A 12,762-nucleotide genomic window follows, 5' to 3' on the forward strand; every position below is an offset into this window, starting at 1 on the left:
CACGGACTGGTGAATAGCGCTCTCCATCTTGCACCGCACCTCTCACAAACCGAGATGGCCCTCTACCCACACTCGATGCTCAGGCTAAAGCGATATTGGCGCAGAGATTAGGCAAGCGGAAAAAGGGGACAGGCTTTTTTATGAGGCTGCCGTCCGCTTTTGGCCGATTGCAGCCAGTGGCGACGGGCTGCAATCGGCCATGAGTTGCAGGTGGTTGCGAGTAAAAGCGAACGCTCAACGCCAGAATTAAGCTGTGCTGCGAAGCAGCATAGGCTTGAATAAATTGTTAGAGAAAATCAGTCGAACTTGAATGACAAAGGCTTCGCCTTCAGTAGATAGAATTTCCCATACTGTTCCCGCTAGATGGCTTTGAAAGCTACCTTTTTGACGAACTCCGCATCTAGATCTATCTTTCTATTGTGGTAACACCGCGCGTTCGGCTTGGAAACCACCTCGCAATTCAATATTAGCTGTCAAAAACTAGAAAGGTAGCCTCAAAAAATGAATTTTCGCCAAGGCACACTAACTTTCGGGATTTCTCTTTGGGTATTTGCGGGAACCGTATTTGCTAGTGATCGTCCCGCCGAAGGTAAAGAGGTTCACGCCTGCGTGAGCACGATCTGCGAGGAGACGATGGGAGACATGGATCTGAAGCTTGATGGTCCAACACCTTTCGTACTTGAGATCACTCGCGAAAAAGTTAATCGTGTTTCACCCTTCAAGCGACCTTGGCCTGACGTTTGCCACTATGAAATTGTATTTCCTAAGCAGTGGACGGTATTTAGCGAGAGTCCGGGTAATGTCTGGCAGAGTGTAATATCCGGAGTACGGTCGAATTTTATACGGAGTTTGAGAGTGGGTCTAAGCCGAAGCTATTTTGTAGAGAATGTCATGTCGGAGAGTTTCGTTCATTCCTATATTTATCAGAATGCTGCGAACAATTATAGGTTCGAGTCGCTGCAAGCCAAGGTGGTTATCAGGGAGGTAATTCCTGGGTTTTCCTACGTCCATTTGAAAGGGATATGCCCAGAGCCGATCAAGGGGAGTAACGTAATAATTTATCTTCCCAAGGAAGGAGCGTATCCGAATGAAGACGCTCGGAATACTAGAAGGCCCAACCTAAGTAATTTTTCTGAACTACAATTTCCGAAAGAAGTTGTAAAAGTATTTTATAGTGATTAAATCACCATGTTTTAGAAAAAAGGCTACATTGAAAATTTAGCAACTGGCAAAAGAAAGGCGCCCGAAGGCGCCTGATAGGGGGTTAGAACTGAGGCAGGCCTTCGAGCAGGCAGCCAGTGGGATCAAGGATCAGGATCCTGACCTCGGCCTGGCCCGCCAGGGCCATCCCCCGTATGGTTTCCTGCATGAAGCCTTCTTCGTGGTGCTCGGCCTGCAGGGCCGACAGCCCAAAACCTTCCAGATCGTTCAGGTGCTCTTCCGTCAGTAAACGATAGGATTATAGCAATTAGCCTATATAGACATAAGTTGCGCGGCTTTGCACGCAGAGGTGCGTAGCGGATCTGGAAAGTTTAGCTCTATCCATGATATTGGCTTGCCACTCTGAAGCGCCGTTCATCGGCTATTATAGTGAATTGCCAACGTATAACTATGCTTGAGCGATCACATTATGAATTATTAGCCTTGCTGAAGGATGCCGGCTAGAGCCAGTCGAAGCTAGTAAGTCTACACTCGCGTTGACTATTTATCAGGGTAAGCACAGTCCCGAAAATCTTTTAGATGGGAGAATATGTTGGTTATTTCATCTAAATTTAAAAAATCGGCAATTATCGCTCTAATATTGCTATTGACTGGATTCGTAATTTCTATAAATCGCTATCTGGCATGGAAATACGCGGAAGAAAGAAAGAATTTAAGACTCGGCAAGTTAATAGTCAACTTACCTAACGGCCCCCCCGAGGTTTCAGCGCTAGTCAAACTAGATTCCGATTCATGCCGGCTCGCCTCATATGTTTATGGGTTTCGATACCCATCTATGTACCTTTATTGCAAGGAGGACTTTAGGGAATGGGCGAAGATAGGAGACGGGAGTGACTGGGTCCGAGTGGAAGCGGCTACTGCGCCCAAGCCATCATGCGATGTCCATGTTTTTTCTAGGTGGACTGATCCTGAATTTTCTTTGATTAGACTCTTTCTTGCACATAGCTCTGGTAGGCCAAAGCGATATAGACATGCCGTGATGGTACCCTCCGATTCAGAATTCGGATTGAAACATTTAACACTGCCCGCAGACCCTTTCCTATGGGACTCAAACCAGTACTTTGGGGCTTCAGATGTATATTCATCAGGACCGCCTCAATGCGCCGAAATCGCTTGCGACTTGCGACGGGATTTGAAAAACAAGAATCCCAGCTGTAAGCATATTGTAACCGATATCTCGACGCACATAACGTACTCATTGAACTACAGTGGTTCGCTACTAAGCAACTGGTCCGACATTCAGGCCAAAGCTATCGCACTTGTAACCGCTATGCAGAGGTACTCTGAAAGTGGATTGCCGAATAAAGACAACTAACATTCAGTCAGTGGAAATTACTCCGCAGCCGGCCTAGAGGCTAAATAGAAAAAATTGACTCACGGCGTTCCGTTTGGAAATTAAACAGGTAGCTGCCTTTTAATATCTATCAGGCGGAAATATGGGCAGAGCGCAACGTCTATCTACCCGCTGTGGCCACTAACTGCCCTACAGCAACGGCTGCTTTGGGTCGTTAGCGGTCAATCATGAATGACTGCTTTCGTCCCTGAGCCGTGGGTGCGGCCAGTCACGTCAAATACAAACGGCTAGTCAGCATCCATGAAAATTGTTCCGGCAGAGAGCAATTTCCCATCAAGCGGCTAGCTTTAATCAACGGCAACCACGCGACCTACCTAATAGTTTTTCCAGGTTGCCTGAGCGTCCATTCATCAGTCACATCGGCGCCTTCCTGCCACATCGAACGACGCTGATCCCGCCACGATTTTGTTGTAAACGGCGCCCACGCCTCTCCCCTGCTGGTGCGCTGGGCACTTCTCGATCCAGTCGGAGTTGTAACCCACCGCGTGCAAAAGAGGCTGGCCGTGCGGCACAGGTTGTGGAGACTGCCAGGATTCAACCTCCAAAAAGCCAAAAGCCCGCAATTACGCGGGCTTTTGGCTTTTTCTGCTAGACGTACCTGTCTATGCCGGACGCGGGATCACTCCCACTCGATCGTCGCCGGCGGCTTGCTCGAGACGTCGTAGGTGACGCGAGAGATGCCGTCGATTTCGTTGATGATGCGGTTGGAGACCTTTTCCAGCAGCTCGTAGGGCAGATGGGCCCAGCGGGCGGTCATGAAGTCGATGGTTTCCACCGCGCGCAGGGCGACGACCCAGGCGTAGCGGCGGCCATCGCCGACCACGCCGACGGATTTCACCGGCTGGAAGACGACGAAGGCCTGGCTGACCTTGTGGTACCAGTCGGCCTTGCGCAGTTCACTGATGAAGATGTCGTCGGCGCGACGCAGCAGGTCGGCGTATTCCTTCTTCACTTCGCCGAGGATGCGCACGCCCAGGCCCGGACCCGGGAAGGGGTGGCGGTAGACCATGTCGTAGGGCAGCCCCAGTTCCAGGCCGATCTTGCGCACCTCGTCCTTGAACAGTTCGCGCAGCGGCTCGACCAGCTTGAGGTTCATCTCCTCGGGCAGGCCGCCGACATTGTGGTGGGACTTGATGACGTGGGCCTTGCCGGTCTTGGCGCCGGCCGACTCGATGACGTCGGGGTAGATGGTGCCCTGAGCCAGGAACTTGATGTTGTCGAGCTTGCTGGCTTCGGCGTCGAAGACGTCGATGAAGGTGCGGCCGATGATCTTGCGCTTCTTCTCCGGGTCGGCTTCGCCTTCCAGGTTGGTCAGGAAGCGCTGCTCGGAGTTGGAGCGGATCACCTTGACGCCCATGTTCTCGGCGAACATGGCCATCACCTGGTCACCTTCGTGCAGGCGCAGCAGGCCGTTGTCGACGAAGACGCAGGTCAGCTGCTCGCCGATGGCCTTGTGCAGCAGGGCCGCGACCACGGAGGAGTCGACGCCGCCGGAGAGACCCAGCAGCACGTTGGCGCTGCCGACCTGGGCGCGCACCTGGGCGATGGCGTCCTCGACGATGTTGGCCGGGGTCCAGAGGGCTTCGCAGCCGCAGATGTCCTTCAGGAAGCGCGAGAGGATGCGCCCGCCCTGCTTGGTGTGGGTCACCTCGGGGTGGAACTGCACGCCGTACCAGCCGCGCTCGTCGTCGCCCATGGCGGCGATGGCGCAGCTGGGGGTGCTGGCGACGATGTGGAAGCCTTCCGGCAGCTTACCGACCTTGTCGCCATGGCTCATCCAGACGTCCAGGCCGAGTACGCCGTCGTCGTCGAGGTGGTCCTGGATGCCTTCGAGCAGGCGGCTCTTGCCGACCACGTCGACCTTGGCATAGCCGAATTCACGGATGTTGGAGCCTTCGACCTTGCCGCCGAGCTGTTCGGCCATGGTCTGCATGCCGTAGCAGATGCCGAACAGCGGTACGCCCAGGTCGAACACTGCCTTGGGTGCACGCGGGCTGCCGGCCTCATGGACCGACTCGGGCCCACCGGCAAGGATGATGCCGCGCGGAGCGAAGGCGCGGATGTCGGCGTCGTCCATGTCGAAGGGGTGCAGCTCGCAATAGACGCCCAGTTCGCGCACGCGGCGGGCGATGAGCTGGGTGTACTGGGAGCCGAAGTCGAGGATGAGGATGCGGTGGGCGTGGATGTCTTGGGACATGGCCAGGTCTCGATAGCGCTAGGTTCAGACGATTCGGGGCTGTAAGACAGCCCCGAATCGCTACGTAAGAACTAAGAGCCTGTTAGAAGTCCACACGCGGCGCTTTTAACAGGCTCTTGAATCAGGAATCAGCTAACGCGGTAGTTAGGCGCTTCCTTGGTGATCTGCACGTCGTGGACGTGGGATTCGGCCATGCCGGCGCCGGTGATGCGCACGAACTGCGGCTTGGTGCGCATCTGCTCGACGGTGGCGCAACCGGTGTAGCCCATGGAGGCACGCAGGCCGCCCATCAGCTGGTGGATGATCGCCGCCAGCGGGCCCTTGTAGGGGACGCGGCCTTCGATGCCCTCGGGGACCAGCTTCTCGGCGCCGGAGGCGGAGTCCTGGAAGTAGCGGTCGCTGGAGCCCTGGGTCTGGGACATGGCGCCCAGGGAGCCCATGCCGCGATAGGACTTGTAGGAGCGACCCTGGAACAGCTCGACCTCGCCCGGGGCCTCTTCGGTACCGGCGAACATGGAGCCCATCATCACGCAGTAGCCACCGGCGACGATGGCCTTGGACAGGTCACCGGAGAAGCGGATGCCACCGTCGGCGATCAGCGGGACGCCAGTGCCTTCGAGGGCGGCGGCGACGTTGGCGATGGCGGAGATCTGCGGCACGCCGACACCGGCAACGATGCGGGTGGTGCAGATGGAGCCCGGGCCGATGCCGACCTTGACCGCGTCGGCGCCGGCGTCAGCCAGGGCCTTGGCGGCTTCGGCGGTGGCGATGTTGCCGCCGATCACCTGCACCTGCGGGTAGGTTTCCTTGACCCAGCGCACGCGCTCGATCACGCCCTTGGAGTGGCCGTGGGCGGTGTCGACGACGATGACGTCGACGCCAGCGGCGACCAGGGCGGCCACGCGCTCGGGGGTCTCGGAACCGGTACCGACGGCGGCACCGACGCGCAGGCTACCGGCGTCGTCCTTGCTGGCGTTGGGGTAGGCCTTGGCCTTCTCGATGTCCTTGACGGTCATCATGCCCTTGAGGGCGAAGGCTTCGTCGACGATCAGCACCTTCTCGATGCGGTGCTTGTGCAGCAGCTCGCGGACTTCCTGCTTGTCGGCGCCTTCGCGCACGGTGACCAGGCGATCCTTGGGGGTCATGACTTCACGCACCGGCACGTCGAGACGGGTCTCGAAGCGCACGTCGCGGGAGGTGACGATACCCACCAGGTCACGACCGGAGATCACCGGGACACCGGAGATGTTGTGCAGGCGGGTCAGGTCGAACAGATCGCGCACGCTGGCGTCGGCGTCGATGGTGATGGGGTCCTTCACCACGCCGGCCTCGAAGCGCTTGACCTTGCGGACTTCCGCGGCCTGCTGCTCAACGGTCATGTTCTTGTGGATGATGCCGATGCCGCCTTCCTGGGCCATGGCGATGGCCAGACGGGACTCGGTCACGGTGTCCATGGCGGCGGACACCAGGGGAATGTTCAGCTCGATGCCACGGGTCAGGCGGGTCTTGAGACTGACGTCTTTCGGCAGGACATCCGAATAGCCGGGGATGAGGAGAACATCGTCGAACGTCAGGGCTTCTTGGCTGATGCGCAGCATGGCGGGCGCTCCCGGGCGGGAAAATTTAGGAGCGCGACATTATACCTGCGCTTGGGGATGGGCGGCAACGCACTCGGACACCAACGGTAAGAGGATTCGATTTACGTGAGAATGACTATCAACATAGAATCGCCGCCACTTTACCCGCCCCTGCCGAGATTGCCCTTGAACACGCCGCCCAGAGCCCTTCGCCGTTTCGCGCCCTTCGCCTTCAGCACCCTGGCCCTGGCAACCAGTTCGGGCCTGCTGGCCGCGGAAAACGCCAGCCTCGCCCCCATGGACATTTCCGCCACGGCCAGCGAGGCGGACGACAGCTATCGGGCGGCTACCGCTTCCACGGCGAGCAAGAGCGATGTGCCGATCAGGGAAGAGGCGCAGTCGGTGCAGACCGTGACCCCGCAGCTGATCCAGGACTACGAGGTGCGGACCCTGGACGACGCCTCGAAATTCGTCAGCGGCGTGACCCAGGGCAACACCCTGGCCGGGACCAAGGATGCCTTCGTCAAGCGCGGCTTCGGCAGCAACGCCGATGGCTCCATCTTTCGCGATGGGGTGCGCTCGAATCTGTCGCACAACTTCGACGCCACCGCCGAGCGTGTGGAGGTCCTGAAGGGCCCCGCCTCACTGCTCTATGGCGCCCTGGAGCCTGGCGGCCTGATCAACGTGGTCAGCAAGCAGCCGCAGTACCAACAGCGCACCACCCTGAGCGGCTCGGCCTACAGCGAAGGCGGCGGCAATCTCGGCATCGACACCACCGGCCCCCTGGGTGACAGCGGCTTTGCCTATCGGCTGATCGCCGAGCGCCAGAGCGAGGACTACTGGCGCAACTACGGGGTGGATCAGCACAGTCTGGTGGCGCCGTCGCTGTCCTGGACCGGCGAGCGCGCCAGCCTGACCCTGGCCTATTCCTATAACGATTACACCGGCCCGGTGGATCGCGGGACGGTGTTCGTCAATGGGCATCCGGCTGACATCGATTACAACAAGCGACTGGACGAGAAGTGGGCCTCAACGAGCGGTATCACCGAGACCGCCAGTGCGCGCTATGAGTATCAGCTCAGCGATGACTGGAAGGCCCGTTTGACCTATGCCTGGAACAACGACCGCTATGGGCTTTCGTTCGCTCAGCCACAAACGTCCAATCAACTGGCGACCACTGGCCAGCTGAATCGCCAGGCTAATGGCGGGCACTATGACTATGAGACCAAGTATGCCAGTTGGGACGTCGTCGGGCGCCAGGAGCTGTTCGGCCAACGGCACGATCTGCTGGTCGGTATCGATCACGAAGACAACAGCCAGGTGCGCGGCAAGACCTACCGCAACACCGGTGCCACGCCGAGTTTCAATATCTTCAATCCCAGCTATGGTCGCCTGGCTGCGCCCAGCCGAGTCGATCCCGCGACCAGCGATCTGGTCAGCGAACTGGAATCCACATCGCTCTACGTCAAGGACAACTGGCACCTGAACGATCGCTGGATCCTGGTACTGGGCGGTCGCTATCAGCACTTCGACCAGTACGGTCGCGTGGGCGCAGGCAACAGCCGTCGCGAAACCCTGGACCGCCAGGACAATGCCTTGCTGCCCCTGACCGGCGTCGTGTTCAAGGCCACCGATGCGCTGTCGCTCTACGGCAACTACAGCCGCTCCTTTGTCCCGAACACCCAGGATGGCTCCGGCAATACCTTCGATCCGGAGGAAGGCCGTAGCTACGAAGTGGGGGCCAAGTACGACCTTGCACCCGGGCTCAATCTGAACGTAGCGCTCTATGACATTGAAAAGACCAATGTTGTCGTGCCGACGGGTAGGCTCAATGTCAGCGAAGCCGCCGGCAAGGTCGGCTCACGTGGCGTGGAAGTGGATCTCACCGGTCGCCTGGCCGAGCGCTGGGACGTTGTCGCGACCTACGCCTACGATCACACCGAGGTGCTCGATGATCCCAGCAACGAGGGCAAGCGCCTGCCCCAGGCGCCCAAGCACAGCGGCAGCCTCTATCTGACCCACCACCTGCTGGTCCCCTCCAACCTCGGTGGCTGGCACCTCGGCGGCGGCGCGCGCTACGTCGGCGAGCGGGCCGGCGATGCGGCGAAGAGCTTCTACATGAGCAGCTACACCGTGGCCGACGCCTTCCTGCGCTGGGACCTGCCGGTGACCGGCTACCAGACCCGCCTGCAGCTCAACGTCGACAACCTGTTCGACAAGCAGTACTACCCGTCGAGCGCCAACAGTCCGCTGCAGGTGGCGGTGGGCGAGCCGCGGACGGCGCGGCTGAGTGCCACGGTGAGCTTCTAAGCCAGCGGCCTGCCCTCACCCCAGCCCTCTCCCAAGGGGAGAGGGGGCGGATCGAAACGTGCAACACAGTGGAAAACGCTTCGCGGTTTTCCACGCTACGCCCAAATTTGCATCACCTGTAGGAGCGGCCCATGGCCGCGATCCGCTAGCAGCCTGCGCTCACACCAGAGGGAGAGGGAGCGGCCCGGCGTCCTTAGCGGATGCCAGGCCCGTAGCGATGCTCTATCCTAGCCGCCCCGCTCGGGGCCTCGGCCCGCCTGGCGGGCCTCTTTCCGTCTTCAGCCAGTCCCCGTCATGCTCGATCGTCGCGCCCTTCTGCAATTCGCCGCCGGTACCGCCCTGCTCGCCGGGCTGCCGGGTCGGGTATGCGCACGCGCATCGACGGCGGATGGCGACTTTCCGCGGCAGGTGGAGCATGTGGTGGGCAGCACCCTGATCCCACGCCAGCCCCTGCGAGTGGCCGTGATCTCCACCGGCCAGCTGGACGCCGCCCTGAGCCTGGGCGTGATCCCGGCGGGCACCACCCGGGTGGACAATCGCGAACTGGCCCCCGGCTATCTGCGCAGCGCCCTTGCCGGCCGCGCCGGCGAGCTGGACGCCATGGTCGATCTGGGCAGTCGCCAGGCGCCGGATCTGGAAGCCCTGGCGCGCCTGGCGCCGGATCTGATCGTGCTCAACCGCACCGTGCTCAAGGCCGGCGGCCTGGAGCTGTTTTCACGCATCGCCCCCACGGTGGTGGCGCGCGGCACCGGTGGCAACTGGCGGCCGGACTTCCTGGTGCTGGCCGATGCCCTGGGGCGGCGCCAGCAGGCCGAGCGCCTGCTGGCGGACCTGGATCGGGATCTCGCCGGCCTGGCGCAGCGCTTCGGCGCTCAGCCACCCTCCGCCTCCCTGCTGTTTTCCAGTGGCGCCCGGCTGCGCCTGATGGGCACGGATTCCTTTGCCGGCGGCCTGCTGCAGGCCATGGGCGTGACCCGCCCGGCGGCGCAGCGCTTCAAGGGCACCTCGCGGGATGTCAGCGCCGAGTTGCTCGATCTGGCCGATGCCGACTGGCTGTTCTACGCCGAGCAGGGCACCGCCCTGGCCAGCCTGGCGCGGCAACCGCTGTGGCCGCGGCTGACTGCGGTGCGTCAGTCCCGGGCCGTTCGCGTGGATACCGACGCCTTCTATCTCAACGCCGGGCCCCTTGCCGCCCGCCAGGTGATCGGCACAATCGCCGGCGCCCTGGGGGTGACATGACCCCGCCGGTCCGCCCCGCGCCTCTTGCGCAACGGGCATCCGCCGCCCGCGGTGGCCTGGTGCTGGTCCTGCTGCTGATCGTCCTGGCACTGGCCGTAGTGGCGAGTCTGGGCATAGGGGCACGGTCGCTGTCGGCGGCGCAGATTCTGCACCTGCTCGTCGCGCCCGATGACTCCACCGAGGCCGTGGTGCTCTGGGAGCTGCGTCTGCCGCGTACCCTGCTCGGGCTGCTGGTGGGCGCCGCCCTGGGCCTGGCCGGCGCCCTGATGCAGGCGTTGACGCGCAATCCCCTGGCCGACCCCGGACTGCTCGGCATCAATGCCGGAGCGGCCTTCGCCGTGGTGGCCGGGCTGTCACTGGCAGGGCTGGACGACGCCCCGACGCGCCTGGCCTGCGCCCTGCTGGGGGCAGCCCTGGCCGCCGGCCTGGTCTATCTGCTCGGTGGCAGCGCCCCGGCCCGTGGCCAGCCGCTGCGACTGATCCTGGCCGGTATCGCCCTCAGCGCCAGCCTCAACGCCTGCACCGGCATCATCACCCTGTTCGACAGCGCAGTGTTCGACAGCTACCGCTTCTGGGCGGTAGGCGCCCTGAGCGGCCAGACGCCGGGTGGCGCCCTCGGCATCCTGCCGCTGCTGCTGATCGGCCTGCTGCTGGGCCTGCCCCTGGGGAGCCGTCTCAATGCCCTGGCCCTGGGCGACGACCTCGGTCGCGCCCTCGGCGCCCGCCCCGGACAACTGCGGCTGCTGGCCTTTGTCGCCATCGTGCTGCTGTGCGGCGCCGCCACCGCGGCGGCCGGACCCATCGGCTTCCTGGGCCTGGTGGTGCCCCACGCCCTGCGCCTGCTGGTGGGCGCCGACTGGCGCTGGATCCTGGCGCTGGCGCCGCTGGCCGGGGCCAATCTGCTGTTGCTGGCCGACACCCTGGGCCGCCGCGTGGCCCTGCCGGGCGAGCTGGAAGCCGGGATCGTCTGCGCCCTGCTCGGTACCCCGGTGCTGCTCGCGCTGATCATCCGTTCCGCCCGCCGGGTGCGCCCTTGAGTCGTCATCGCTTCGCCCCCCGCCGCTCGGCGCGCTTCAAGGCCTGCCTGCTGCTGCTCCTGCTGGCGGCCATCGGCATCTGCGCCCTGACCCTCAGCGGCGGCGCCTTCGCCCCGGCGCCGCACCGGGTGGCGGCCACCCTGCTCGGTCGGGGCGACGCCCTGGCCAGTCTGATCCTGCTGGAGCTGCGCCTGCCGCGACTGCTGGCGGCCTTTGGCGTCGGCGCGGCCCTGGGTGCCAGTGGCGCCATCTTCCAGCGGCTGGCGCGCAATCCCCTGGCCAGTCCGGATCTGCTGGGCTTCACCGTCGGCTCGGCCAGCGGTGCGCTGATCACCCTGCTCTGGCTGCAACTGGGCGGCGCGGCGCTGATGCTGGGCGCCCTCAGCGGCGGGCTGCTGGCCGCGGTACTGGTCGCCGGCCTGGCGGCCCTGGCGGGTATCCGTGGCGAGCGGATGATCCTGCTCGGCATCGCCGTCAGCGCCCTGCTCGCCTCGCTCAACGAATACCTACTGACCCGCGCCGAGCTGGATGAAGCCCAGGAGGCCCGGCTCTGGCTGTTCGGCAGCCTCGACATGCTGACCTGGAGTCGCACCCTGACCCTGCTCGCCGGTTGCCTGCTGCTCCTGCCACTGGCCGCCTGGCTGGCGCGGCGGCTGCGCCTGCTGGAGCTGGGCGACGACCTGGCCCGCGCCCTGGGCCTGGCCGTGCTGCCGAGCCAGAATCTGCTGCTGGCGGTCGCCGTGGCCCTCGCCGCCCTGGCCATCGCCACCGCCGGCCCCATCGGCTTCGTCGCCCTGGCGGCGCCCCAGCTGGCCCGCCGCCTGACCCGCAGCGCCGATCTCGGCATCCTCGCCCCCGCCCTGCTCGGCGCCTGCCTCACGGCCCTGGCCGACCTGCTGGCCCAGCGGCTGCTGGCGCCCTTCCAGATTCCGGTCGGGTTGCTCACCGGCGCCCTGGGCGGCCTCTATTTGATCTTCCTGCTGAGCCGCGAATGGCGGCGGACCCCATGAGCCAAGACGCCCCCTCCAGTCGCCTCGCCGCCCACCGCCTCACCGTGGGCTACGGTGGCCAGCCGATCTGCGCCGACCTCGATGTGCGCCTGCCCGATGGCCGCTTCACCGTCATCATCGGCCCCAACGGCTGCGGCAAGTCGACCCTGCTGCGCAGCCTGGCGCGGCTGATCCGCCCCAGCGCCGGTGAGGTGCGCCTGGACGGCCGGCTGATCCAGGACCTGCCGACCCGCGAGGTGGCCCGCCGTATCGGCCTGCTGCCGCAGAGCGCGGTGGCACCGGACGACATCCTGGTCAGCGACCTGGTGGCCCGCGGGCGTCATCCCCATCGCCAGGCCTTCGCCGGCTGGACGGAGGCCGACGAGCGCGCGGTGCAGCACGCCCTGGAAGCCACCAATACCCTGGCACTGGCCGAGCGGGCGGTGGACAGCCTCTCCGGCGGGCAGCGCCAGCGGGTGTGGATCGCCCTGGCGCTGGCCCAGGAAACCCCGCTGCTGCTGCTCGACGAGCCCACCACCTTTCTCGACATCGCCCACCAGGTGGAGCTGATGGAGCTGCTCTGCCGCCTCAATCGGGAGGGTGGCCGCACCCTGGTGGCGGTACTGCACGACCTCAATCAGGCCTGTCGCTACGCCGACCACATCATCGCCCTGCGCGCCGGCGGCATCCTCGCCGAAGGCCCGCCGGCGGAGATCGTCACCCCCGAGCTGATCGAGGCGCTGTACGGCCTCAGGTGCGCAGTGATCGAGAATCCCCTGGCGGGTACGCCGCTGGTGATTCCCTATTAGACGCAGGCCCCGGAAAACGCTGCGCGGTT

Annotated in this window: 8 protein-coding genes and 1 pseudogene; 6 read left to right on the forward strand and 3 right to left on the reverse strand. The window is 63.1% G+C overall.

Annotated features, from left to right (window positions below; translation table 11 throughout):
* Window positions 1-501 precede the first annotated feature (501 nt).
* Entirely contained in the window at window positions 502-1,182 is a 681-nt protein-coding gene (locus QMX82_RS04545) for a hypothetical protein (protein ID WP_282281376.1), read from the forward strand.
* 1,703 nt (window positions 1,183-2,885) lie between these two features.
* Here QMX82_RS04545 and QMX82_RS04550 read toward each other — a convergent pair.
* From QMX82_RS04550 to guaB, 3 genes and pseudogenes are all read right to left on the reverse strand, one after another.
* A pseudogene (locus tag QMX82_RS04550) lies at window positions 2,886-3,095 on the reverse strand (tyrosine-type recombinase/integrase); the annotation flags it as partial.
* Between the two features lie 99 nt (window positions 3,096-3,194).
* Entirely contained in the window at window positions 3,195-4,772 is a 1,578-nt protein-coding gene (gene guaA, locus QMX82_RS04555) for a glutamine-hydrolyzing GMP synthase (protein ID WP_263259443.1), read from the reverse strand.
* A 128-nt stretch (window positions 4,773-4,900) separates the two neighbouring features.
* Complete coding sequence (gene guaB, locus QMX82_RS04560) at window positions 4,901-6,370, reverse strand: IMP dehydrogenase (protein WP_059315777.1); 1,470 nt, start codon at window positions 6,368-6,370, stop codon at window positions 4,901-4,903.
* A 165-nt stretch (window positions 6,371-6,535) separates the two neighbouring features.
* Between guaB and QMX82_RS04565 the strand changes: the two genes are divergently transcribed.
* From QMX82_RS04565 to QMX82_RS04585, 5 genes are all read left to right on the forward strand, one after another.
* Window positions 6,536-8,659: a TonB-dependent siderophore receptor gene (locus QMX82_RS04565; protein WP_282281377.1), complete on the forward strand. Its 2,124-nt coding sequence runs from the start codon at window positions 6,536-6,538 to the stop codon at window positions 8,657-8,659.
* 294 nt (window positions 8,660-8,953) lie between these two features.
* Window positions 8,954-9,898: an ABC transporter substrate-binding protein gene (locus tag QMX82_RS04570; protein ID WP_208692244.1), complete on the forward strand. Its 945-nt coding sequence runs from the start codon at window positions 8,954-8,956 to the stop codon at window positions 9,896-9,898.
* Between the two features lie 59 nt (window positions 9,899-9,957).
* Complete coding sequence (locus QMX82_RS04575) at window positions 9,958-10,935, forward strand: FecCD family ABC transporter permease (protein ID WP_208695033.1); 978 nt, start codon at window positions 9,958-9,960, stop codon at window positions 10,933-10,935.
* Complete coding sequence (locus tag QMX82_RS04580) at window positions 10,932-11,945, forward strand: FecCD family ABC transporter permease (RefSeq protein WP_208692245.1); 1,014 nt, start codon at window positions 10,932-10,934, stop codon at window positions 11,943-11,945. The genes QMX82_RS04575 and QMX82_RS04580 overlap by 4 nt, the downstream gene beginning before the upstream one ends.
* Window positions 11,927-12,733 carry an ABC transporter ATP-binding protein gene (locus tag QMX82_RS04585; RefSeq protein ID WP_208692246.1) on the forward strand — a complete coding sequence of 269 codons (807 nt, stop codon included), beginning with the start codon at window positions 11,927-11,929 and terminating at the stop codon, window positions 12,731-12,733. Before QMX82_RS04580 ends, QMX82_RS04585 begins: the two co-directional genes overlap by 19 nt.
* The last annotated feature ends 29 nt before the right edge of the window (window positions 12,734-12,762 follow it).

It is taken from the genome of Pseudomonas sp. PS02302 (assembly GCF_029959585.1).
GTDB classification, from domain to species: domain Bacteria; phylum Pseudomonadota; class Gammaproteobacteria; order Pseudomonadales; family Pseudomonadaceae; genus Chryseomonas; species Chryseomonas aestiva.

Bases quoted from the DNA above. Each gene is read 5' to 3' on its own strand.
- QMX82_RS04545 (WP_282281376.1), top strand. From the start codon at position 502: ATGAATTTTCGCCAAGGCACACTAACTTTCGGGATTTCTCTTTGGGTA.
- guaA (WP_263259443.1), bottom strand. From the start codon at position 4,772: ATGTCCCAAGACATCCACGCCCACCGCATCCTCATCCTCGACTTCGGC.
- QMX82_RS04570 (WP_208692244.1), top strand. From the start codon at position 8,954: ATGCTCGATCGTCGCGCCCTTCTGCAATTCGCCGCCGGTACCGCCCTG.
- guaB (WP_059315777.1), bottom strand. From the start codon at position 6,370: ATGCTGCGCATCAGCCAAGAAGCCCTGACGTTCGACGATGTTCTCCTC.
- QMX82_RS04585 (WP_208692246.1), top strand. From the start codon at position 11,927: ATGGCGGCGGACCCCATGAGCCAAGACGCCCCCTCCAGTCGCCTCGCC.